The sequence below is a fragment of the Nonomuraea sp. NPDC049028 genome (assembly GCF_043197735.1).
Classification (GTDB): domain Bacteria; phylum Actinomycetota; class Actinomycetes; order Streptosporangiales; family Streptosporangiaceae; genus Nonomuraea.
Map to the genome: position 1 here is coordinate 60464 of NZ_JBICTR010000014.1, position 22905 is coordinate 83368.

Sequence of the window (22905 nt, forward strand, 5' to 3'; positions counted from 1 at the left end):
AAACGATCTGGTGACCGGTTCGCCGTGGGCTGATCGTGGGAAGTGCAGACAGCGACGCAACATGAGTAGGGTCCCCTTTAGGGACAGTGACGTTTGGGAGGGAGTCGCGTGGCATCGCACAGGGATCTGCCCGTCGGCTTGATGGACCAGCTTTTCCACAACACCGGAAGTTCCTCGTTCACCGAGTTCGTCGGTTCGCGCGCGCCAGGGCTGCTTCCGGTGCGTGGTGAGATTCTGGCCACGCCGATCGGCGACCAGGTTCCGCACGCGACCACGATCGTCGCCGCCACGTTCGCGGGTGGCGTGGTCATGGCGGGCGACCGGCGGGCGACGTCCGGCAACATCATTTCTCAGCGTGACGTGGAGAAGGTGTTCAGGACCGACGATTATTCGTGCATGGGCATCGCCGGCACGGCCAGCACGGGCATCGAGATGGCCAGGCTCTACCGGGTCGAGCTGGAGCACTACGAGAAGCTGGAGGGCCGCACGCTATCGGTCAACGGCAAGGCCAACCGGCTGGCCGCGATGATCCGCGGCAATCTCGGCATGGCGATGCAGGGGCTGGTGGTGGTGCCGCTGTTCGCCGCCTATGACGCGGAGCGCGACGGCGGGCGGATCTTCAGCTACGACGTGGCGGGCGGCCCCTACGAGCGTGACCGGTTCGACGCGATCGGTTCCGGTTCGATTTTCGCGCGGGGGGCGCTGAAGAAGCTCTACCGCGATGGGATGTCGGCGGACGACACGGTGATGGCGTTGATCCAGTCGCTGTACGACGCGGCGGACGACGATTCGGCCACCGGCGGGCCCGATGTGACGCGGAAGATCTGGCCGATCGTCTCGGTGATCGACGCCGACGGCTTCCGCCGGTTGTCGGACGACGAGGTGGCCGGCTACGTCGAGCAGATGCTCGAGCTGCGCCTCATCTCCCCTGACGGCCCCATCGCCCCGCTGCGCTAGAAAGGACCCCTTCCGTGTCCATGCCTTTTGGATATGCGTCCCCTGAGCAGATCATGCGGGACAAGGCCGACTACGCGCGCAAAGGCATCGCGCGGGGTCGCAGCGTCGTCGTGCTGCAGTACGAGGACGGCATCCTGTTCGTCGCGCCCAACCCGTCGCGGGCGCTGCACAAGGTCAGTGAGATCTACGACCGCATCGGGTTCGCGGCGGTGGGTCGTTACAACGAGTTCGAGGAGCTCCGGCTGGGCGGCATCCGCTACGCCGACATCAACGGCTACACCTACGACCGCTCCGATGTGACGGGTCGTGGGCTGGCCAACCTCTACGCCTCCAACCTGGGCCGCATCTTCACCGAGTCGATCAAGTCGCTCGAGGTGGAGGTCGTGGTGGCCGAGGTGGGTGACACGCCGGAGGGTGACGCGATCTACCGGCTGACGTTCGACGGGTCGGTCTTCGACGAGCACGGCTTCGCGGCGATGGGCGGCCAGGCGGAGGCGGTGGCGACGCGGCTGAAGGAGGGCTACCGCGAGGGCATGCCACTGGCCGCCGCGCTGGAGGTGGCGCTGATGGCGCTCACGGAGCCCGGTGGGGAACGCCCGCCGGTGGGGCAGCTGGAGGTGGCGGTGCTGGACCGCAACCGCGAGCACCGCAAGTTCCAGCGGCTCGCGGGGCCGCGCCTGGAGCGTCTCCTCGCCGCCACCCCGCCCGCTGCCACTCCGCCCGCCGCCGGCGGCTCTCCGCTCGAATCCGACGCCGGCTCCGACACCCCGCCTCCGACCGGTCCTGAGGGCGACGTCGACGACGGCTCGCCGCCGCTCTAGGCCACCGCCTCCGGGAGCGCGCGATGAGCCGATGGCCAACGCTCCGGGAGTGCGCGGCCGGCCATGGCCAATGATCCGATGGCCAACGCTCCGGCAGTGCGTGGCTCGGGTGCTCTGATCTCGTCTTGCTCGGGCGGGCGATCTTCGCCCGTCCGAGCTTTTTGTCGTACAGGGCCGGCGTCCGCCCGGCTGGACAGGGGATCGGGCGGACGCCGGCACGAGACGGCCCGCGAGTCCTGGGGAGTGTGACCTGGTTCACACGTATTTGGGCGAACCGTCGAGCGGGAACAAGGATCTCAGAAGGCGTGAAGAACCCGATGCGTACCCTCCTCGCCGGCGCCGCCGCCGCGACCGTCGTCCTTACGGCCGCCACCGCCGCGAACGCCGCCACCACGGGCCTGCCCAAGTTCAAGGCGCCCAAGACCTTCGGCACGACCTTCCAGGCCGACCCGAAGCACGACTTCACCAAGCACATCTCCCCCCGCCACGACGGCATCCTGCGTGGCCTGATCACGCACCTCAGCGGTGACACCGCCGAGTACACGCCGGTCAAGTGGAAGAAGGGCACCATGACGGAGGGGCAGTTCGTCACCCCGCCCGAGGGTGACTCGATGGCCTACTCCTCGCGGATCGCCAAGAACGTGGTGTTCCTGTCGGCGTTCGGCTGCAAGGTGGCCGAAGGCGACCTCACGGTCGGCAAGAAGGACGCTCTCGGCAGCAAGCGCTGCTCGCGGTCGGTCCTGATCAAGCGGCACAAGGGCAACGCCCACCCGTCGCTGATCACGGTCTACAAGGGCGAGATCGTCCAGGTCCAGGAGATCTACACCCCCTGACGCCCCAAGCGGCAGTACGAGCGGAAAATGACGCCGGTGTGACCATCCGGCGGGGCCGCCTCGCGAGACGGACGGAAGCCCGCGAGGGAAACACGGGGAAGATCTCTCCCGCTTGACGATCCGTGGGCATAGTGTGAGGTGATGGATCGTCGCATCTTCGGGCTGGAGAACGAGTACGGCGTGACCTGCACGTTCAGGGGACAGCGCAGGCTGTCCCCCGACGAGGTCGCGCGCTACCTGTTCCGGCGGGTCGTGTCCTGGGGCCGATCGAGCAACGTCTTCCTCCGCAACGGCGCACGTCTTTACCTCGACGTGGGCAGCCATCCTGAGTACGCAACACCCGAGTGTGACAACGTCATCGAACTCGTCACCCACGACAAGGCCGGCGAGCGCATCCTCGAGGGACTCCTCGTCGACGCCGAGAAGCGGCTGCGCGAAGAGGGCATCGCCGGTGACATCTACCTCTTCAAGAACAACACCGACTCCGCGGGAAACTCCTACGGCTGTCACGAGAACTACCTGGTCGGCAGGCACGGCGAGTTCGGCCGGCTGGCCGACGTGCTGATCCCGTTCCTGGTCACCCGGCAGATCATCTGCGGCGCGGGCAAGGTGCTGCAGACGCCGCGCGGCGCGGTCTACTGCGTGTCGCAGCGGGCCGAGCACATCTGGGAGGGCGTCTCCTCGGCGACGACCCGGTCCAGGCCGATCATCAACACGCGCGACGAGCCACACGCCGACGCCGAGCGGTTCCGCCGTCTGCACGTCATCGTCGGCGACTCGAACATGAGCGAGGCCACCATGCTGCTCAAGGTCGGCGCCACCGACCTGGTGCTGCGCATGATCGAGGCGGGCACGGTGATGCGCGACCTGTCGCTGGAGAACCCGATCAGGGCCATCCGCGAGGTGTCGCACGACATGACCGGGCGGCGCCGGGTGCGGCTGGCCAACGGCCGTGAGGCGTCGAGCCTGGAGATCCAGCAGGAATACCTGTCGAAGGCCAAGGACTTCGTCGACCGGCGGGGCGGCGACCCGATCGCGCGCCGGGTGCTGGAGCTGTGGGAGCGGACGCTGCACGCGGTCGAGACCGGCAACCTCGACCTGGTGGCGCGCGAGATCGACTGGGTGACGAAATACCAGCTCATCGAGCGTTACCGCAAGAAGTACGACCTGCCGCTGTCGTCGCCGAGGGTGGCGCAGCTCGACCTGGCCTATCACGACGTGCACCGCAAGCGCGGCCTGTTCTACCTGCTGCAGAAGCGCGGCTCGGTGGAGCGGGTGGCGTCCGACCTGAAGATCTTCGAGGCCAAGTCGGTGCCGCCGCAGACGACCAGGGCGCGGCTGCGGGGTGAGTTCATCCGGAAGGCGCAGGAGAAGCGGCGCGACTTCACCGTCGACTGGGTGCATCTCAAGCTGAACGACCAGGCGCAGCGCACGGTGCTGTGCAAGGACCCGTTCCGCAGCGTCGACGAGCGGGTGGACAAGCTCATCGCCGGAATGTAGCGACTGGTTTACCACGGCCCTACTTCGTTGTCGGATAGGGTGACGCGAATCTGACGTCTTTCCGAGGGAAATCCATGCGCCGCGCTCTGGCCGCTCTGGCCGCCGTGCCTTTGATCTTCTTCGCCGCCGCGTGCGGCGGCTCCGACTCGGGTGCCAACGGAGCCGCCGCCACCGCGAGCAGCGCTCCGGGCAAGGTGCAGGTCACCGGCAATGTGGGCGCCAAGCCCACGGTGACCTTCCCCGCCGGCTCGCCCGCCACCAAGTCCTCCTACGAGGTGCTGACCCCTGGCACGGGCCCGCAGGTGAAGAGCGGCGACAAGATCATCATCAACCTGACCGTCTACAACTGGGACGGCAAGCAGAACGCCTTCCAAGGCTCCTCCTACGACTCCAAGGCGCCGGAGACCATCGCGGTCGACCAGCAGCTGCCGCAGGTGCTGCAGGACGGCTTCTCCAAGGTCAAGCACGGCGGCCGGGTGCTGGCCGTGCTGGCCGCCGACGCCGCTCAGCAGCAGCAGGGCCAGCAGCCGCAGCCGACGAAGGTGTTCGTCGTGGACGTGGTCGGGGCGCCGCCCGCGGCGCTGAAGGCGGCCACCGGCAAGGAGGTCGGCGAGAGCATCAAGGGTGTCAAGGTCGTCAACCCGGGTGGTGACAAGGCGCCCGAGCTGACCACCAAGACCAAGGACAAGCCGTCCAAGGACCTCGTGGTCAAGACCGTGATCCAGGGCACCGGCGCGAAGGTCAAGGAAGGCCAGACCGTGGTCGCCCACTACACGGGCAAGATCTGGGGCACCGACAAGGTCTTCGACTCCAGCTGGACCAAGGGTGAGCCGGCCTCGTTCCCGCTCGCTAACGTGATCCAGGGCTGGCAGAAGGGCCTGGCCGGGGTTCCGGTCGGCAGCCGGGTCGTGATGAGCATCCCGCCGGACCTCGGTTACGGCAAGCAGGAGCAGAACGGCATCCCGGCCAACAGCACGCTGGTGTTCGTGGTGGACGTACTGTCGGCTTACTGACGGGTGATCTGATAACGCGGTAGCATCTCCGGGCCCGGCGACGACACCGTCGCCGGGCCGCCCGCTCGGGAGGGGTCCGATGCGCCGCCGTACCGCCGTGCTGCTGTTACCGCTGGCCCTGCTGACGGCCTGCACCGGCACCGAGACGGGCGATCCCGAGCTGAAGGTGGGCGGCCGGTTCGGCGCCAAGCCCACGATCGTCTTCCCGGCCGGCAAGCCGGCGGCGGGGCTGCAGGTGGACCAGCTCACCGAGGGCAAGGGCGCGCCGCTGGGCAAGGACGACGTGGCGATCGTCCAGTACACCGCGCACGTCTGGGACGGCGGGGAGAACCGGCTCGTCGACTCCAGCTTCAACCGCGGCGCCCCCGCCGCCTTCCCGGTCGGCCGGCTGATGCCCGGCCTGGACCTGGCGTTGCGGGGCCGCAAGGTGGGCAGCAGGGTGATCGCCGCCATCCCGCCGGCCGACGGCTTCGGCGCGAACCCGCCGCAGGGGGTCGGCTCGGGCGACGACCTGTTCTACGTGATCGACATCCTCGGCGCGCACCCGAAGAACGCCTCGGTCAAGGGGCGGGCCGGGTCGCTGGCGGGCGTGCGGGTGACCGGCGGCGCCCGGCCGGGGCTCTCGGTGCCCGCGACCGCGCCGCCCCGCCGGTTCGCCGCCAAGGTGCTGGCCAAGGGGACGGGCCGCCGGACGCGCGCGGGGCAGCTGCTGGTCACCCAGTACGAGGGGGCCGTCTGGGGGCAGCGGCGGATCTTCGACGCCACCTGGAGCACCGGGCAGCCGAAGGCGTTCACGATCGGCGACGGCAGTGTGATCAAGGGCTGGGACCGGGCGTTGGTGGGCGTCCCGGTCGGCAGCCGCGTGCTGATGATCGTCCCGCCCGCCTACGGCTATGGGCCCACGGGCCGGCCCGCCTTCGGCATCCGCGCCGCCGACACGCTGGTCTTCGTGGTGGACGTCCTGGCCGCCTACTGAGACGTCCTGGCGGCCTGCCGAGATGTCCTGACGGTCTGCTGTGATGGTCCTTGTCGTGTGCTGGAGCGAACGGGGCGGGGTCAGGGCGTCCAGACGTACGGCGTGGTCGTGGTCACCGTGTGGAAGCCCAGGCGTCCCAGGATCGGCCGGCTGTCGTCCGAGGCGTCCACCTGGAGATGGTCCACCCCGGCCGCCACGGCGAGCTGGGCGCGCCGGGCGACCAGCGCGCGGTAGATGCCGCGCCCCCGCCACTCCGGCAGCGTGGAGCCGCCCCAGAGCCCGGCGAAGCCGGTGCCGGGCATGTGCACCAGCCAGGCGGCCGACACGACCCGGCCGTCCGCCTCGGCCACCAGTACGGCGATGCCGCCGGGATCGGTCGTGACCCGCTGGATCAGGTCCTCGCCCAGCCAGCTCCAGTCCTCGCCCCAGACGGCCGACTCCATGGCGGCGATGGCCCGCAGGTCGGCGTCGGCGGTCACCTGCCGGATGGTCACGCCCGCGGTCAGGGGCGGCGCGTCCAGCATCTCCTTGGCGACGCCGACCAGCACCGTCTCCCGCTCCTCCGGCGCGAAGCCCGCGCGGACGAGCCGGTCCGGCAGGTCGGCGGGCAGATCGTGGGCGCGGGTCTTCCACTCCACGGCCTCGCCGCGGGCCGCGAAGTGGTCGCGCTGGCGGGCGATCAGCGCGTCCAGCCGGTCGCCTTCGACGCCGAGCACGGGCGGGCCCTCGACGAAGCCGCGGAACCTGCCGGTGACGCGCAGCAGCGGGCCGTCCATCTCGTACGCGAGCCCGTCGGCGGGGTGCTCCGGGACGCGCAACCTGGTGCGGTCGTAGGCGGTGAGAAGGGGGGAGGGTTCGCTCACGGGGAGAAGCCTAGGGGGTGCGGCCTGCGCCGGGAGATGGCGGTACGGCCGCCAGCGGGAGATGGCGGTGCGGTCCGCGGTGGAGAGGGGCGCCTAGACTCCCGCTGTGAGCGATGACGACCTCGAGGCCCTGGCGCTGCTGCACGATCCGGTGCGGCGCAGCCTGTACGAGGCTGTGGCGGGCAGCGGCGGCGACCTGGGCCGGGGAGAGGCGGCCGAGATCACCGGGGTGTCCAGGACGCTGGCCGGGCACCACCTGGACAAGCTCGTCGACGCCGGGCTGCTGGAGAGCGCCTTCAGACAGCAGGAGAAGAAGGGCCCAGGCAGCGGGCGGCCCGCGAAGGTCTACCGCAGGGCCGGGGGAGAGCGGTCGGTGAGTCTGCCGCCGCGTGACTACGTGGCGCTCGCCTCGGTGCTGGCCGAGGTCGTCGACTCCCTCGGCGCCGAGGAGGCGGCCGAGAAGGCGGCGCGCGCGGCGGGGGAGCGGCTGGGCCGGGGGCGCAGTGAGCCCGTCGAGGCGGTGCTGCGTGAGCGGGGTTACGAGCCCTACGCCGAAGGCGGCACGCTGCGGATGCGCAACTGCCCCTTCCACGTGCTGAGCCACGAGCAGCCGCTGCTCGTGTGCTCCATGAACCTGGCCCTGTGCCGGGGGGTGCTCGAAGGGCTCGGCGACGATCCCGGGCGGGCCCGGCTGGATCCGCGGCCGGGCGAGTGCTGCGTAACGCTTTCTAAAACAAAAGAAGATTGACATAGAAGGACGAGGGGTGGTGTGCTGAGCGTCATGCATCTAGCCGAGCTGAACATCGCCCACATGCGCGCCCCGATCGACAGCCCCGAGCTGGCCGAGTTCGTCGCCGCGCTGGAGCCCGTCAACACCCTCGCCGACGGCTATCCAGGATTCGTGTGGCGGATGAAGGAGAGCGACGAGGATCCGACCGCGACCCTCACGCACGACTACGGCGACCACCTGCTGCTCAACTTCTCGGTGTGGGAATCGCTCGACTCACTGTGGAACTTCGTCTACCGCAGCGCCCATCTGGACGTGCTGCGCCGCCGCAGGGAGTGGTTCCTGCGGATGGCCGAGCCGTACATGGTGATGTGGTGGATCCCCGAGGGTCACATCCCGACCCTCGCCGAGGGCATGGCGCGCCTGGAACGCCTCAAGGCCGAGGGACCCAGCCCCGAGGCGTTCACGTACAAGGACTCCTACGACAGCAGCGAGGCCGCGCACCTGCCCGCCGCGGCCGAGGCCAGGAAGTAGGCCAGATCCTCCTCCAGGGACCGGCCCATCGTCGAGAGCCTGACCGGCGAGTCGCGCAGCGCCTCGTGCAGGCCGCCGACCGGCACCGGCACCAGCTCGTGCCGGACGGCCAGCAGCTCGGACTGGTCCCTGACCCGCTCCCCGAACTCCCCGGGCAGCAGCGGCACCGCCACCCGCGCCGGAGCCAGCGCGACGCGGCCGTAGGCGGTCAGCGAGTGGTGCGAGACGCCGAGGTGGCGCTCGCGCAGGTCGCCCTCGCTCACCCGCAGCGCCGCCACCGGGCGCCCGCGCAGCACCGCGGCGGCGTTGACCGCCTCGCCCGCCGAGACGCCCGAGAAGCCCCACCGCGTGCCCGTGCCGAGGTTGCCGGGCCCCTGCGTGACGATCGCCACGTCGGCCTCCAGCACGTGCCTGGCGGCCAGCAGGCCGGTATGGACGGTCACCGCCTCGACGTCGCCGCCGAACGCCTGTCCCACCGTCACCACCCCGGCCAGCCAGTCGATCTCCCGCAACTTCGCGCAGGCCATCGAGAACCAGGCGGGCAGTGCGCCGCCGTCCTGCATCACGTAGGCGACGCGTACGCCCGGGCGCGCCTCGTACAGGCCGCACAGGATCGGCGCCAGGGCCGAGTGCAGGTCGGCGACCACCACCGGCATGCCGTCGACCGAGTCGGCCTCGCGCAGGACCTCGTGGAAGGGCGAGTCCTGCTCGTCGGCGCCGAGCACGGTGGCCTGCAACGGGGTGTAGCGGGCCTTCACCAGGTGCCCGGGTCCCTGCGGATCTTCCGGTAAACGGTTCGGGACTGCCACCACCATGGCGTAACCTCCCGTACCGAGACCCATCGCGAGTGCCGTCGTGTTGAGCAGGACCTCGTCGCCGGGTTCCGGACGGCCCACCAGGAGCGGATAGGCCAGTGCCCGGTACGTCCCGCCGGGTTCGACGCCCGGCTGGTGGTCCCCTCCGGAGACGGCGACGTCCAGTTCCATGGCTCCCGGCCACTCGCGCCGGATCCGCACGACCTCGCCCTTGCGCCATCTGATCACTCGGGCAGGGTAGCGTCGTTGAAGGAGGAGTGAGGCAGGATGTCGCGCCGCAAGACCGAGCGATTGCTGAACCTGGTGATCTGCCTGCTCGCCACCCGCCGCCCTTTGTCGGCCGAGCAGATCCGCCAGGCCGTCCCTGGCTATGACCGGGACGGCGACGAGGCGTTCCAGCGGATGTTCGAGCGCGACAAGAACGAGCTGCGCGAGATCGGCATCCCCATCGACGTGGTGCGCGACCCGTGGGAGGACGAGCCCGGCTACCGCATCGAGCGCCAGTCCTACGAGCTGCCGGAGATCACCCTGGAGGCCGACGAGGCCGCCGTGCTCGGCCTGGCCGCGCAGGTGTGGCAGCGCGCCAGCCTCGCCGAGGCCGCCTCCGGGGCGCTGCTCAAGCTGCGCGCGGGCGGCGTGGCCACCGACGAGACCATCGGCGCCGGAGCGCTGGAGCTGCGCCTGGACACCCGCGACCCGGCCTTCCCCGCGCTGTGGGACGCCGTACGCGACCGGCGCCTGGTGCGCTTCGACTACCGCAGCGCCGGCAGCGAGAGCGTGCGCAGCCGCACGGTCGAGCCCTGGGGTGTGGTCAGCCGCCGGGGCCGCTGGTACCTCGCCGGGTTCGACCGCGGCCGCGACGCGCCGCGCGCCTTCCGGCTCAGCCGCATCACCGGGCAGGTCGCCACCGTCGGCCGCCCCGGCTCGGTCGAGGTGCCGCCCGGCGTCGACCTGCGGGCCATGGTCGGCTTCCCCGAGGAGCCGGTCGAGGGGCGCACGGCCGTCATCCGCGTACGGGAGGGCGCCTGCGAGGGGCTGCGGCAGCTGTCCACGGCCGTGCGGGCGGGCTCGGACGGGTGGGATGAGGTCGAGCTGGGTTTCACCGACCCCGAACGGCTGGCCGGCTGGATGGCCAGCCTGGGCGCCGACGTCGAGGTGGTCGGGCCGCCCGACGCCCGCGAGGCCGTCATCCGCCGACTGAAGGGAGCGCTGGCGTGAGTGGATCCGCCGACCGGCTGCCGAGGCTGCTCGCGCTGGTGCCGTACCTGATGTCGCACCCGGGCGCGCAGCTCGGCGAGGTGGCCGGGGTGTTCGGGCTGAGCGAGAAGCAGCTCATCGACGACCTGCAGCTGGTGTGGATGTGCGGGCTGCCGGGCCACACGCCCGGCGACCTGATCGACGTGTCGTGGGACGGCGGCGAGATCCTCATCGACAACGCCGACACCATCGCCCGGCCGCTGCGGCTGGGCATCGACGAGGCCAGCGCGCTGCTGGTCGCGCTGCGCATGCTCGCCGCCATGCCGGAACTGGCCGAGGTGCCCGGCGACGCGCTGCCCCGGGTGGTCGCCAAGCTGGAGCGGGCCGCCGGGGAGGGCGCGGCGGCCGTCAGCAGCCAGGTCGCGGTCGACGTCGACGCCACCCCCGACGCGCTGCTGCGCGTGCGCGAGGGGCTGACCAGGCGGCGCCGCCTGTCGCTGCGCTACTACGTGCCGGGCCGCGACGAGGTGACGCCGCGCGAGGTCGACCCCATGCGGCTGGTCGTCGTCGACGGCCGCACCTACCTGGAGTGCTGGTGCTATCGGGCCGAGGCGATGCGGCTGTTCCGGTTGGACCGGATGCTCGGCGTCGACGTGCTCGAGGTGGCCGCCGACCCGCCCGCCGAGGCCGAGCCGATCGACGTGGCGCAGGGCGTGTTCCGGCCCTCGCCCACCGACGAGCTGGTCGAGCTGGAGGTGACCGCCGCCGGACGCTGGGTGGCCGAGTACTACCCGTGCGAGGAGGTCACCGAGCTGGGCGAGGGGCGGCTGCGGGTGGCGCTGCGGGCCCGCGACGAGGACTGGCTGCTCAAGCTGGCGCTGCGCCTCGGCGACACCGGCAGGGTGCTCTCGCCGCCCGCGATGGCCGAGCGGGTGCGGGAGGAGGCCGAGCGGGCTCTGAGCCGCTACGCTCACCGGACATGACCTGGATCTTCGTGGCGGCCGGGCTCGGCGTCGCCGGGCTGGCCGCGCTCGGGTTCGCGGGTGTACGACTCCTGTCCGCCGCGCGTAGTCTGAGCAGTGAAGTAGCCGAGGCGCGGGCCCAGCTCGAGCCGAGGCAGGCCAGATTGAGGCACCGGGGGGATGAGACCTACCCTCCGGCAGCGTACGATCGTGGCTGAAACAGCACTCGCTCAAAAAGGACGTTTCATGGGAAACCTCGGACCCACTGAGCTTCTGATCATTGCCGGCGTGCTCGTCCTGCTGTTCGGTGCTAAGAAGCTGCCGGAGATGGCCAGGGGCCTCGGCAGGTCGATGCGCATCTTCAAGTCGGAGACGGCCAAGCTGCGCGAAGACGACTACGACGACCGGCCGGCCACGGTCGAGACGGCGACGCAGACGACCGCCCAGCCGCAGCCCGCGCCTCCGCAGCCCATCCACGCCGCGCCCGCGCTGTCGGTGGAGGAGCAGGCTCGCCAGTTGGAGGAGCAGGCCGCCAAGCTGCGCGCCAGCGCCGACAAGAAAGCCTGACCCTGCCCCTCCTCGCACTCCTGGGACTGCTAGATGGCGCTGCTCAAGAAGTCGAGCGGAGAAGGTTCGGCCCGCGATCCCGAGGGCCGCATGCCGCTCATGGATCACCTGCGGGAGCTGCGTAACCGGCTGCTCATCGCGACGATCGCGGTGGTCGTCGGCATCGTCATCGGCTGGATCTTCTTCGACCCCGTGTGGGCGATCCTCAAGGCCCCTTACTGTGACACCGTCCAGTCGCAGCAGCTCGTCAAGGGCCACTGCAGTCTGGTCTACAGCGGCATCTTCCAGTCGTTCTTCATCACGCTGAAGGTGTCGGCGATGATCGGCCTGGTGCTGGCGTCGCCGGTCTGGCTGTACCAGATCTGGGCGTTCGTCACGCCCGCGCTCTATCGCAACGAGAAGCGCTACACGGTCGTGTTCCTGCTCCTGGCGATCCCGCTGTTCGCCCTGGGCGCGGTGCTGGCCTACATCATCATGCACACCAGCCTGGGCTTCCTGCTGGGCTTCTCGCTCGACGACACGGTCGCCACCATCGGGATCGACGACTATCTCGACTACGTCCTGATCATGATCGCCATCTTCGGGGTGTCGTTCGAGCTGCCGCTCTTCCTGGTGTTCCTCAACGTCATCGGGGCGCTGTCGCACGCGACGGTGGCCAAGCACCGGCGCATGGTCATCTTCATCATGTTCGTGTTCGGCGCGGTGATCACGCCGGGTGGCGATCCCTTCGCGATGATGGCCCTGGCCGCACCCATGATCGTCCTGTTCGCGGCGGCCGAGTTGTTCATGTACGTACGCGAGCGGCGACTGCCCGCCGGCGAGGACTTCTCCCACCTGTCCGACGACGAGGCGTCACCGCTGGAACAGGATTCCGAAGCGGACCGATAGGCGATAAGTTCCGGGCGTGGCCCCTCAACTCGTCCTGCTCGTCAACCCCGCCGCCCGAGGCGGCCGGACGGTGCGCCTGCTCGGACCCGTGGCCCGGCGCCTGCGGGCGGGCGGCGCCGAGGTGTCGGTGATCGTCGGTGACAGTGCGGCCGACGCGCTGGAGCGCGCCTGCGCCGCCGTGGCCGAGCGCCCCGACGCCCTGGTGGCCTTCGGCGGCGACGGCCTGGTCCACCTGGCCGTGCAGGCCGTCGCCGGGACGGACGTGCCGCTCGGCATCATCCCCGTGGGCACCGGCAACGACATCGCCACCGCCCTGGGCGTGCCGCGCAAGGACCCGATCGCGGCGGCCCGTACGGTGCTGCGCGGCCGCTCCCGCCTGATCGACGCCGCCCGCGTACGCGCGGGCCGGGCCGATGAGCTGTTCGCCGGGGTGGTGTGCTGCGGGTTCGACTCCCGGGTGAACGAGCGGGCCAACGGGCTCACCTGGCCGCCGGGGATGGCCAGATACCTGCTGGCCACCGTCCAGGAGCTGCGGCGCTTCCGGCCCATTCCCTTCCGCGTCACCTTCGACGACGGCGAGCCGATCGAGCGGGAGGCCATGCTGGTCGCGGTGGGCAACACCTCCTCCTACGGCGCCGGGATGCGGGTCTGCCCCGACGCCCGGCCGGACGACGGGCTGCTCGACGTGATGATCCTGGAGGCGGTGTCGACGGCCGAGTTCGTCCGGGTCTTCCCGAGCGTCTACCGGGGCTCGCACGTCTCTCACCAGGCCGTGTCCGTCAGGCGGGTGCGGAGCGTCCGGCTGGAGGCGCCCGGCGTGGTGGCCTACGCCGACGGGGAGCGGATCGGGCCGAGCCCGATCACGTGCGAGATCCAGCCAGGGGCGCTGCGGGTCATCACCTGAGATCTACAAGGTAAAGGCGCATGGGCCGTACCAGAGGTCAGACCCCGACCCGTTGCGGGGCGGGCGGGTCGGCGGGCAGCGGGGGGCTGGTCCTGAGGAACACGGCGAGCAGTACGGCGAGGGCCATCACGCCCGCCGCCGACAGGAACACCACGTGCACACCTGACAGCAGCGCGTCCACCACCCGCTCACGCGCCTGCGGCGGCACCGCCCTCGCCAGGCTCCCCGCCCGGGTTCCGGGCGGCAGGCGCGACTCGGTGGCCCGGTTCAGCGCGATGCCGAAGATGGCCGCGCCCAGCGCCGAGCCGAGCACCTGGACGAAGCGGATCGACGTGGTGGCCACGCCGAGCTGGGAACGCGGTGCCGAGTTCTGCACCAGCATGACGACGATGCCCAGCACCATGCCGAACCCGACGCCCATCACGAACAGGTCCAAGCGCAGCGTCCAGGCGGACGTGTCCGTCTCCAGGCGGCTCAGCAGCACCATCGCGGCCGTCACGCAGGCCATGCCCGCGATCAGGAACGGCTTGGTGTCGCGACCGCGCCCGATGAGCAGGCCGGAGATCGTGCCCGACACGACCATGCCGATCGCCATCGGGATGAGGTACAGCCCCGAGTCGGTGGCTTTGACGCCGGCCACCGCCTGCAGGTAGATGACCGTGTAGAAGATGCCGCCCGCCATGCCGAGGCCGGTCAGGAGCTGCAGCGGCAGGGCGATCCTGAGCGTCGGGTGGCGGAACATGGAGAAGGGCAGGATCGGCTCCGCCGCGGTGAGCTGGCGCCAGGCGAACGCGGCGAACAGCACCACGTCCAGGCCGGTGAGCGACAGGATCGTGGCCGAGTCCCAGGCATAGGTCTTGCCGCCCCACTCGACGACCAGCAGCAGCAGGCAGGCCGCCGCCGCGATCAGCGCCGCTCCCGGATAGTCGATGCGGTGGCGCAGCCCGCCGTCGCCGAGCCTGATCGCGATGGCGGCCGACACCAGGACGAACAGGCCGACCGGCAGGTTGAGGTAGAAGATCCAGCGCCAGGTGGCGTGGTCGGTGAACACGCCGCCCAGCAGCGGGCCCGCCACCAGGCCGAGTCCGGCGATGAGGCCGCCCGCGCCGCCCGCCGAGGCCCGCTGCTGGGGCGGGGTGAGGTGGGCGGCGACGATCATGGTGACGCTCATCAGGCCGCCGCCGCCGAGTCCCTGCACCGCGCGGAAGGCGATCAGCTGCCCCATGTCCTGAGCCAGCGCGCACAGCGCGGACCCGGCCAGGAACAGGCCCACGGCGCCCAGATAGACGTGCTTGGCGCCGTAGACGTCGCACAGCTTGCCATACAGCGGCAGGGCGGCGGTGGCGGCCAGGGAGTAGGCGGTCACCAGCCAGGGCAGCCGCTCCAGGCCGTGGACGGGGTCGAGCTCGCGGACGATCGACCAGGACGCGGTCGCGACGATGTTCTGGTCCAGCACGGCCAGGATGAGCGTGAGGAGCACGCCGACCATGGCGATCCGTTTCTGCGCTTCGGTCATATTCGTAGACTGGGTCAAAATTTAGACCTGGTCAACTCCGTTAGGATGGGCGCTGTGGAAGAGGGGTTGCGCGAGCGCAAGAAACGGGAGACCCGGCAGAAGATCCACAACACGGCGATGGAGCTGTTCACCCAGCGTGGATTCGCCGAGGTGTCGGTCCTGGAGATCGCCGAGCGCGCGGGAGTCTCCAAGATGACCGTCTTCAACTACTTCCCCACGAAAGAGGACATCGTCCTCGACGTGATGGGGGAGGGCTTCAACGACATCGCCCAGATGGTGAGCGGCCGGCGGCCGGGTGAGTCGCTGGTCGAGGGGGCGCGCCGCGAGTTCCTGGAGCGGCTGGCCCGCCACGCCCCCGAGACCGGGCTCGACGACGCTCCGGCCTACATGGCACAGCTGCAGCTGTTCAGGAAGACGCCCTCGCTGGCGGCCAGGCTGCTGATGTTCCACATCGCGGCCGAGGCGGCGATGACCGAGGCCATCGAGCGGGAGCGGCCCGGCGACCCGCGCGCGCCGTTCGCCGCCGGGCAGCTCTACGCGCTGCTGCGCACCCTGCAGGTGCAGAACAGCCGGCGCATCTACCTCGGGCAGAGCGCAGAGGAGGCATACCCCGACGCGGTCGCCGCAGCCAACGCCGGTTTCGACCTGCTGCGCGGGGGCCTGGGCGACTATCTGGCGGGCTAGCCGGGACGGACCGGAATAGCGATTTCGGTAGGGTGACGGGTATGACGAGTCCAGCGGAGCGGTACGCGGCCTTCCGCGAGAAATACGGGGACGACGGAGCCGCTCTCGGATCGTTCCGGGGCCTCTACGACTTCGAGCTCGACGACTTCCAGGTCGACGGCTGCCGCGCTCTGGAAGCGGGCGACGGGGTGCTGGTGGCCGCCCCCACCGGCTCCGGCAAGACGGTGGTCGGCGAGTTCGCCGTCCACCTGGCCCTGGAGCAGGGGCGCAAGTGCTTCTACACCACTCCGATCAAGGCGCTGTCCAACCAGAAGTACAACGACCTGGTCAAGCGCTACGGCACGGCCAAGGTCGGGCTGCTGACCGGCGACAACAGCGTCAACGGCGAGGCCCCGATCGTCGTCATGACGACCGAGGTGCTGCGCAACATGCTCTACGCCGGCTCGGCCACGCTGGGCGGGCTGGGCTACGTGGTCATGGACGAGGTCCACTACCTGGCCGATCGCTTCCGCGGCGCCGTCTGGGAAGAGGTCATCATCCACCTGCCCGAGTCGGTCCGGCTGGCGGCGCTGTCGGCGACGGTCAGCAACGCCGAGGAGTTCGGCGAGTGGCTGGGCGAGGTACGCGGCGACACCACGGTCATCGTCGACGAGCACCGGCCGGTGCCGCTGTGGCAGCACATGATGATCGGCAACCGCATCTACGACCTGTTCATGACCGACGACCTGACGCCGCGCATCAACCCCACGCTCATGCGGGTGACCCGCGACACCGAGCGGCTGACCGCCGGGCGCGGCCGGCGCGGCTACGGCCGGCCGCAGCGTTCGCGCCCGCCGGACCGCGCCCAGGTGATCGAGAAGCTCGACTCCGAGGCGCTGCTGCCCGCGATCACCTTCATCTTCTCCCGCGCCGGCTGCGACGCGGCCGTCCTGCAGTGCCTGCACGCCGGCATCCGGCTCACCGACGAGCGGGAGCGGCACGAGATCCGGCAGCTCGTCGACGAGCGCACCGCGCACCTGCCCGACGAGGACCTGTCCGTTCTCGGCTACCTGGAGTGGCGCGACTGCCTGGAGCGCGGCCTGGCCGCCCACCACGCGGGCATGCTGCCGGCCTTCAAGGAGGTCGTCGAGGAGCTGTTCACCCGCGGCCTGGTCAAGGCGGTCTTCGCCACCGAGACGCTGGCGCTCGGCATCAACATGCCCGCCCGCAGCGTGGTCATCGAGAAGCTCGACAAGTGGAACGGCGAGACGCACGCCGACCTCACCCCGGGCGAATACACCCAGCTCACCGGCCGGGCCGGGCGGCGGGGCATCGACGTCGAAGGCCACGCCGTGGTGCTCTGGCAGCCCGGAATGGATCCGTTGTCGGTCGCAGGGCTCGCGGGGACCCGCACCTATCCGCTGCGCTCCAGCTTCCAGCCCTCGTACAACATGGCCGTCAACCTGGTCGGCCAGTTCGGCCGCGAGCGCGCCCGCACGCTGCTGGAGGAGTCCTTCGCCCAGTTCCAGGCCGACCGGGCGGTCGTCGGGCTGGCCAAGCAGCTGCGCAAGCACGAGGAGGCGCTGGAGGGCTACCAGGAGGCGATGACCTGCCACCTGGGCGACTTCCCCGAGTACGCGGCGCTGCGCCGCCGCCTGACCGACCGCGAGGCCGAGCTGTCCAAGCAGCGCGGCGCCGCGCGCCGGGCCGCGGCCGTCAAGTCGCTGGAGGCGCTGCAGCCCGGCGACGTCATCCGCGTGCCGGGCGGGCGCCGGGCCGGGCTGGCGATCGTGCTCGACCCGGGCCGCAACCCGCGCGGCACCGGCCCCAGCCCGCTGGTCCTGACGATCGGCAAGCAGGTCAAGAAGCTCGACCCGGCCGACTTCCCCGTCCCGGTCGAGCCGATCGAGAAGCTGCGCATCCCGAAGAACTTCAACGGCCGCTCGCCGAAGGAGCGCGCCAACCTCGTCTCCACGCTGCTGGCCAAGATCGGCGACCGCGACCTGGGCAAGCCCACCAGGGCCCGCGACCACGCCGTCGAGGACGAGGAGATCAACGAGCTGCGCCGGCGGATCCGCCAGCACCCGTGCCACGGCTGCGACGAGCGGGAGGACCACGCCCGCTGGGCCGAGCGCTACCACAAGCTGCAGCGCGAGACCGAAGGGCTGCGGCGGCGCGTCGAGGGCCGCTCGCACGTCATCTCCCGCACCTTCGACCGGATCTGCTCGGTGCTGGAGCAGCTCGGCTACCTGCACGACGAGGCCGTCACCGACGAGGGCCGCCGCCTGGGCCGCCTCTACACCGAGCTCGACCTGCTCACCGCCGAGTGCCTGCGCAGCGGGCTGTGGGAGCAGCTGGATCCGGCGGAGCTGGCGGCGTGCGTGTCGGCGCTCGTCTTCGAGTCGCGCAACGCCGACGACGCCCGCCGCCCCAAGATCCCCGCCGGGCGGGCACAGGACGCGCTGACGGCCATGATGCGCCTCTGGGGTGAGCTGGAGGGCATCGAGTCCGACCACGGGCTGTCCACGATCCGCGAGCCCGACCTGGGGTTCGCGTGGGCGGCGTTCCGCTGGACCAAGGGGCACAGCCTCGACGCGGTGCTCATGGACGGCATCAACGGCAACGAGCTGGCGGCGGGTGACTTCGTGCGCTGGGTGAAGCAGCTGATGGACCTGCTCGGCCAGCTGGGGCACGCCGCTCCGCAGGGGAGCAAGATCAAGCAAACCGCCGCCAAAGCCATGGACGCCATGCGCCGGGGGGTGGTTGCGTATTCGTCCTTGTCTTGATGCGTTGCGTCTCCGTCTTGATCTGTTGCGGCTCTGTCTTCAGGTCTAAGGGCTGTTTTTCCCTGCTTTACGGCAGAGCACGGTGGGGCCCACCCGCCATACGGGGCGGGCCCCCGTCCAGGGGCACGCTCCTGCGGTTTACGGGGCCGGGCGCCGTGACGTGCGTCCTGTTGGCCAGGGCCTTCCTGGCCGACTGACCGTCCGGTCAAGGTGATGTAGTGGGCTGTATACGCAACGTCACCGTGTAGTCAGTTTCCCGGCGATTCGGTATGGACATGCCCAGGTCGAAGCGGGTTTTGACAAGCCGGAGGTCGCCATGTTCGCTCTCATCGCCGCGGTGCTGTTCCTGCTCGCGCTGATCTTCGAGATCGCCAACGTTGCCGTGGGCGGCGTGCTCACGGCCACCACCCTCAGCACCGCCGGACTGCTCTGCGTCGCGCTGCACCTGATGGGGCTGGGGGCAGCCTGGAAGCCCCTCAAGCGGTAGCCGGAACTCATTGGAGCCGCGTGCGGGCCTGGCCTCCCGTGCGCGGCTCCGTCGCGTCAGGGCACTGCTCTGTTACGCCAGGGCTCTGTTACGCCAGGGCTCTGTTACGCCAGGGCGAAGCGGACCTCGCGGGTGGCCGGGTCGGCCTGGGTCAGGCGTACTGAGACCTGCTCGCCCAGGGGGAGCGGGCCGTCGCAGCGGGCGATCACCGCCGGGTCGGCGATCTGGACCTGGCCGCCCTCGCGGCGCTCGTCGACGTCGATCACCATCGCGTCGAACGCCTGGCCGACACGGTCACGCAGCAGGAACGCCTCCACCAGGTCCACGCAGGCGCGCTCCACCGCGCCCGCGCGGCGGCCGGTCCCGGACATGATCTCCGGCAGGCCCGTCAGCGCCTCCGCCACGTCCTGCGGCACCGGCTCGCCCGCGGCGATCGCCAGGCAGATCTCCGTCGCGTAGCGGTCGACCAGGCGCCGCAGCGGCGCCGTGACGTGCGCGTACGGCGCGGCCACCGCGGCGTGCTCGGCCAGCTTCGGCGGCTCGCCGTTGAAGGCCACGTAGCCGGCGCCGCGCAGCAGCACCCTCGACTCGTGCAGGAACGCCGCCTGCTGCGGGTTCTTCGGATCCAGGTCGTGGACCACGTCGCCGTAGGAGGCGCCGCCGGGCCACGGGACGCCCAGCGCGTCGGCCACCCGGCGTACCTTGTCCAGGTCGCCGCTGCGCGGCGCCGGCAGCACGCGCAGCACGCCGATCTCCGCGTCGAGCATCATCGAGGCCGCCGCCATGCCGGTGAGCAGGGAGATCTGCGCGTTCCACGCCTCGGCGGGAAGCGGCAGCCGGTATTCGAGGCGGTAGCCGTCGCCGTCGGGCACCACCTCCTGCTCCGGGGTGGGCAGGGTGACGCCGCCGCGCTCGCGTTCGAGCTCCAGCCGCAGCCTGCCGATCTCGGCCAGCAGACCCAGCGCGCCGCCCGCGGTGTCGGTGTCGATGGCCGCCTGCACGTAGGCGTAGTCGAGCCGCTCGCGGCTGCGTACCAGGCCCCGTTGTACGTCGGCGCCGACCGTGCGGCCCTCCGCGTCCAGGTCGATCCGCCACACCGCGGCCGGGCGGGTCACGCCGGGCAGCAGGCTGGCCGCGTCCTCCGACAGCACCTTCGGGTGCAGTGGCACCTTGCTCGCGGGCAGGTAGACGGTCTCGCCCCGGGTGCGCGCCTCGGCGTCGATCGCGCCGCCCGGTCGTACGAACGCGCCGACGTCGGCGATCGCGTACCAGACGCGGTAGCCGCCGCGCAGCCGCTCCAGGTGGACGGCCTGGTCGAGGTCCATCGAGCCGAGCGGGTCGATGGTGACGAACGGCAGCTCCGTCATGTCCTTGCCGCCGAACCTGGGCACCGACGCCACCCAGTCGGCCTCGTCCAGCACGGCTCTCGGGAACTCGCCGGGCAGCCGCTGCTCCCGCCGGATCCGCTCGAACCCGTCGTCTAGGCGGGCGGGGACGTCGCTGGGTACCCGGATGTTCGTCACAAGGGCAACCTATCGTCACAAGCTCCTCGGCCTGCTCCGCATGAGCTCCCCAGCGTGGCGGTGGGGGCCTGACGCGCGGTCATGCCTGGCCGAGTGCCTCCAGCAGGCGGTTGAGGGGGCTGTCGAGGCCGTACTGGTCGGCCAGCCGTACGAGGGAGTCGGGGTCGCGGGGCTTCTGCGGGAGCGTCAGGTCGGCCTCGGGCAGCGGCGCGTCCGAGGCGACCGCCACCACGGCGGGGGCGACCCGCAGGTAGTCGCGGGCGGCGGCCAGCTTGGTGCGGCTGCCCGCCGGGAAGCCGTCCGTGGCGCCCCCGTCGAGGGCGTCGAGCAGCGCGCCGAGCGAGCCGAACCGGGTGATGAGCGCGGCCGCCGTCTTTTCGCCGACGCCCGCCACGCCCGGCAGGCCGTCACTGGGATCGCCGCGCAGGGTCGCGAAGTCGGCATAGGTACGGCCGGGAATGCCGTACTTGCCCGTCACGAACGCCTCGTCGACCGTCTGCAGGTTGCGGATGCCCCGCACGGTGTACAGGACGCGCACCGGGCGGGCGTCGTCGACCAGCTGGAACAGGTCGCGGTCGCCCGTCACGATGTCGACCGCCCCGCCGGCGCGGTGGGTCAGCGTGCCGATCACGTCGTCCGCCTCGTAGCCGGGCGCCTCCAGCCGGGCGATGCCGAGCGCGTCGAGCACCTGCTCGATGACCGCGATCTGCGGCACCAGCGCGTCGGGCACCTCCTCGACGTCGCCGTGGGCGACCCGGTGCGCCTTGTACGTCGGGATGGCGGCCACCCGGAAGGCGGGGCGCCAGTCGGCGTCCATCGTGGCGACCAGCTCGGTGGGGGAGTGGTGGCGCACCAGGGTGGCGATCATGTCGATGAGGCCGCGCACCGCGTTCACCGGCGAGCCGTCGGGCGCGGTGATCGACTCCGGGATGCCGTAGAAGGCGCGGAAGTACAGCGACGGGGTGTCGAGAAGCATCAGCACCCGCCTATGGTCGCACCTCCGCAGGTCGGCCGCCCACTCCCGGCCCGGACTCCCCAGTCCCGCTCAGCTCTCGCCCAGCCCCCCGCCCAGTCCCACCGCGAGCAGGCAGGCGTCGTCCTCCGGGTTGGGGCCGCCGATGCCGGCCAGCAGCCGGTCCAGCCCGGCGTCCAGGTCGCGGCCCGGCAGCTCGCAGGCCGCCGCCGTGGCCAGCGCCAGGCCCTCGTCGATGTCGCGGGTGCGCCGCTCCACCAGGCCGTCCGTGAACAGCAGCAGCACGTCCCCATCGCGCAGCCGCGTGGTGGCCAGGCCGTACGGCTGGTCGGTCGCGCCGAGCAGGACGCCCTTCGGCTGGCCCAGCGGGCCCGCCACGCCGTCGCGGACCAGGATCGGCGCCAGGTTGCCCGCCTGGCTCCAGGTGAAGACCCGGCTCGCGGTGTCGAGGTGCCCGATCACCGCGGTCGCCGTGGTCTCGTGCAGCCGGTGCATGACCAGCTCGTTCAGCCAGGCCAGCAGCCGGTTCGGCGGCTCGCCGGTCATCGTCAGGCCGATGAGGGCGTGGCGCAGCTGCGCCATGTGCGCGATGGCGGGCAGGCCGTGGCCCGAGACGTCGCCGATCGCCAGCAGCACTCGGCCGTCGGGCAGCGCCGCGGCCTCGAACCAGTCGCCGCCCAGGTTCGAGGTCTTCTCGGCCGGCACGTAACGGACCGCGATCCGGGTGCATGGCAGGTCGAGGCAGCCGACCGGCTTGGGCAGGATCGCCTCGCGCAGCGCCAGCATCACGTGGCGCTCCTCGGCCGCCTTCTCGCGGGCCTCCAGCAACTGACGGCGCGACTCGGACATGATGCGCTCGGCACGGCGGCGGCCGGTGATGTCCTGGACCACGCCGTGCACGCCCTCCGGCCCGCCGGGCGCCATCAGCGGCTCCAGCACGACGCGTACGTTGCGCAGCTCGCCGCCCCGCCGGATGCGGAACTCGGCCTGCACCGGCTCCACGCCCTGCACGACGCTCCACAGGAGCTGGTCGAGCGCGCCCAGGTCGCCGGGCTCGACGTGCGCCGCCAGGTCGGGCAGGCGGATCGGCCCGTCCTCCCGGTCCCGCCCGAAGATCAGGTAGACGTGGTCGGACCAGGTGGCCGTCCCGGTGTGGAGGTTCCATTCGGCCCAGCCCATGTTGCCGAGGCGTTCGGCGTGCGCCAGGCGTACGGCGAGCATCTCGGCGTCGCGCTCGGCCGCGGGCGGCTCCGCGAGTTGCCGGACCAGGTCGGCCGCACTCATCGGGCGGCGCTGGTGGCTACCCCAGACGTCGACCATGAGCCTCTCTCTCGAAACGCGGGTGGAAGGGGACAATTGACACCACAGTACGTGACCGTCTGTGGGCGGAGTGTAGCCAT

23 protein-coding genes are annotated in these 22905 nt (G+C 71.0%); 17 read left to right on the forward strand and 6 right to left on the reverse strand.

From position 1 onward, the window contains the following. Nucleotides 1-108: 108 nt before the first annotated feature. The 6 genes from prcB (at nucleotide 109) to ACGFJ2_RS45820 (ending at nucleotide 6100) form a co-directional block, all read left to right on the forward strand. Entirely contained in the window at nucleotides 109-957 is an 849-nt protein-coding gene (gene prcB / locus ACGFJ2_RS45795; RefSeq protein WP_393479375.1) for a proteasome subunit beta, read from the forward strand. 20 nt (nucleotides 958-977) lie between these two features. Next, nucleotides 978-1778 carry a proteasome subunit alpha gene (gene prcA, locus ACGFJ2_RS45800; RefSeq protein ID WP_357952185.1) on the forward strand — a complete coding sequence of 267 codons (801 nt, stop codon included), beginning with the start codon at nucleotides 978-980 and terminating at the stop codon, nucleotides 1776-1778. A gap of 305 nt (nucleotides 1779-2083) precedes the next feature. Next, nucleotides 2084-2611, forward strand: coding sequence for a hypothetical protein (locus ACGFJ2_RS45805; RefSeq protein WP_357951718.1), 528 nt, complete (start codon nucleotides 2084-2086; stop codon nucleotides 2609-2611). A 141-nt stretch (nucleotides 2612-2752) separates the two neighbouring features. After that, nucleotides 2753-4111 (forward strand): Pup--protein ligase, encoded by a 1359-nt coding sequence (pafA, locus tag ACGFJ2_RS45810; RefSeq protein WP_357649547.1) that lies wholly within the window; start codon nucleotides 2753-2755, stop codon nucleotides 4109-4111. Nucleotides 4112-4185: 74 nt separating this feature from the next. Continuing rightward, entirely contained in the window at nucleotides 4186-5124 is a 939-nt protein-coding gene (locus ACGFJ2_RS45815; RefSeq protein ID WP_357951720.1) for an FKBP-type peptidyl-prolyl cis-trans isomerase, read from the forward strand. Nucleotides 5125-5203: 79 nt separating this feature from the next. Further along, nucleotides 5204-6100: an FKBP-type peptidyl-prolyl cis-trans isomerase gene (locus tag ACGFJ2_RS45820; protein ID WP_393479379.1), complete on the forward strand. Its 897-nt coding sequence runs from the start codon at nucleotides 5204-5206 to the stop codon at nucleotides 6098-6100. Between the two features lie 80 nt (nucleotides 6101-6180). Here the strand turns inward: ACGFJ2_RS45820 and ACGFJ2_RS45825 are convergent, their stop codons facing one another. Beyond that, the gene (locus tag ACGFJ2_RS45825; RefSeq protein WP_393479381.1) at nucleotides 6181-6963 is read right to left on the reverse strand and encodes a GNAT family N-acetyltransferase; all 783 of its coding nucleotides are present in this window, start codon (nucleotides 6961-6963) and stop codon (nucleotides 6181-6183) included. A 106-nt stretch (nucleotides 6964-7069) separates the two neighbouring features. Here ACGFJ2_RS45825 and ACGFJ2_RS45830 point away from each other — a divergent pair, with 106 nt between their 5' ends. Next, nucleotides 7070-7711 carry a helix-turn-helix domain-containing protein gene (locus ACGFJ2_RS45830; RefSeq protein WP_357951725.1) on the forward strand — a complete coding sequence of 214 codons (642 nt, stop codon included), beginning with the start codon at nucleotides 7070-7072 and terminating at the stop codon, nucleotides 7709-7711. A gap of 33 nt (nucleotides 7712-7744) precedes the next feature. After that, on the forward strand, nucleotides 7745-8224 hold the full coding sequence (locus ACGFJ2_RS45835) for a DUF3291 domain-containing protein (RefSeq protein ID WP_393479384.1): 480 nt from the start codon (nucleotides 7745-7747) through the stop codon (nucleotides 8222-8224). Here ACGFJ2_RS45835 and ACGFJ2_RS45840 read toward each other — a convergent pair. Next, entirely contained in the window at nucleotides 8170-9210 is a 1041-nt protein-coding gene (locus ACGFJ2_RS45840; RefSeq protein ID WP_393479900.1) for a DUF3866 family protein, read from the reverse strand. The two genes, ACGFJ2_RS45835 and ACGFJ2_RS45840, sit on opposite strands and share 55 nt — an antisense overlap. A 96-nt stretch (nucleotides 9211-9306) precedes the next feature. On the opposite strand from ACGFJ2_RS45840, the gene ACGFJ2_RS45845 reads away from it, so the two are divergent. The 6 genes from ACGFJ2_RS45845 to ACGFJ2_RS45870 are packed head-to-tail and all read left to right on the forward strand — an operon-like array spanning nucleotide 9307 to nucleotide 13557. Further along, a complete protein-coding gene (locus tag ACGFJ2_RS45845; protein WP_358185986.1) occupies nucleotides 9307-10257 on the forward strand; it encodes a WYL domain-containing protein in 951 nt (316 codons plus the stop codon). Further along, a complete protein-coding gene (locus ACGFJ2_RS45850) occupies nucleotides 10254-11219 on the forward strand; it encodes a WYL domain-containing protein (protein WP_357951731.1) in 966 nt (321 codons plus the stop codon). Before ACGFJ2_RS45845 ends, ACGFJ2_RS45850 begins: the two co-directional genes overlap by 4 nt. After that, complete coding sequence (locus ACGFJ2_RS45855) at nucleotides 11216-11416, forward strand: hypothetical protein (RefSeq protein WP_393479388.1); 201 nt, start codon at nucleotides 11216-11218, stop codon at nucleotides 11414-11416. The genes ACGFJ2_RS45850 and ACGFJ2_RS45855 overlap by 4 nt, the downstream gene beginning before the upstream one ends. A gap of 28 nt (nucleotides 11417-11444) precedes the next feature. After that, entirely contained in the window at nucleotides 11445-11765 is a 321-nt protein-coding gene (gene tatA / locus ACGFJ2_RS45860; protein ID WP_363994143.1) for a Sec-independent protein translocase subunit TatA, read from the forward strand. A gap of 33 nt (nucleotides 11766-11798) precedes the next feature. Continuing rightward, entirely contained in the window at nucleotides 11799-12653 is an 855-nt protein-coding gene (gene tatC / locus ACGFJ2_RS45865; RefSeq protein WP_225291256.1) for a twin-arginine translocase subunit TatC, read from the forward strand. 16 nt (nucleotides 12654-12669) lie between these two features. Beyond that, the gene (locus ACGFJ2_RS45870) at nucleotides 12670-13557 is read left to right on the forward strand and encodes a YegS/Rv2252/BmrU family lipid kinase (protein WP_358185994.1); all 888 of its coding nucleotides are present in this window, start codon (nucleotides 12670-12672) and stop codon (nucleotides 13555-13557) included. 37 nt (nucleotides 13558-13594) lie between these two features. Here ACGFJ2_RS45870 and ACGFJ2_RS45875 read toward each other — a convergent pair whose 3' ends face one another. Continuing rightward, nucleotides 13595-15073: an MDR family MFS transporter gene (locus tag ACGFJ2_RS45875; protein WP_393479392.1), complete on the reverse strand. Its 1479-nt coding sequence runs from the start codon at nucleotides 15071-15073 to the stop codon at nucleotides 13595-13597. Between the two features lie 54 nt (nucleotides 15074-15127). On the opposite strand from ACGFJ2_RS45875, the gene ACGFJ2_RS45880 reads away from it, so the two are divergent. The 3 genes from ACGFJ2_RS45880 (at nucleotide 15128) to ACGFJ2_RS45890 (ending at nucleotide 19009) form a co-directional block, all read left to right on the forward strand. Beyond that, nucleotides 15128-15757: a TetR/AcrR family transcriptional regulator gene (locus ACGFJ2_RS45880; RefSeq protein ID WP_393479394.1), complete on the forward strand. Its 630-nt coding sequence runs from the start codon at nucleotides 15128-15130 to the stop codon at nucleotides 15755-15757. 41 nt (nucleotides 15758-15798) lie between these two features. Next, nucleotides 15799-18522: a DEAD/DEAH box helicase gene (locus ACGFJ2_RS45885; protein ID WP_358186000.1), complete on the forward strand. Its 2724-nt coding sequence runs from the start codon at nucleotides 15799-15801 to the stop codon at nucleotides 18520-18522. Nucleotides 18523-18838: 316 nt separating this feature from the next. After that, nucleotides 18839-19009, forward strand: a complete 171-nt coding sequence (locus ACGFJ2_RS45890; RefSeq protein ID WP_357951746.1) for a hypothetical protein — start codon at nucleotides 18839-18841, stop codon at nucleotides 19007-19009. Between the two features lie 104 nt (nucleotides 19010-19113). Here the strand turns inward: ACGFJ2_RS45890 and ACGFJ2_RS45895 are convergent, their stop codons facing one another. From ACGFJ2_RS45895 to ACGFJ2_RS45905, 3 genes are all read right to left on the reverse strand, one after another. Further along, nucleotides 19114-20532 (reverse strand): RNB domain-containing ribonuclease, encoded by a 1419-nt coding sequence (locus tag ACGFJ2_RS45895; RefSeq protein WP_393479398.1) that lies wholly within the window; start codon nucleotides 20530-20532, stop codon nucleotides 19114-19116. A gap of 79 nt (nucleotides 20533-20611) precedes the next feature. After that, on the reverse strand, nucleotides 20612-21508 hold the full coding sequence (locus tag ACGFJ2_RS45900) for a 5'-3' exonuclease H3TH domain-containing protein (RefSeq protein WP_393479902.1): 897 nt from the start codon (nucleotides 21506-21508) through the stop codon (nucleotides 20612-20614). 69 nt (nucleotides 21509-21577) lie between these two features. After that, nucleotides 21578-22825: a PP2C family protein-serine/threonine phosphatase gene (locus ACGFJ2_RS45905; protein ID WP_393479400.1), complete on the reverse strand. Its 1248-nt coding sequence runs from the start codon at nucleotides 22823-22825 to the stop codon at nucleotides 21578-21580. Nucleotides 22826-22905: the final 80 nt, after the last annotated feature.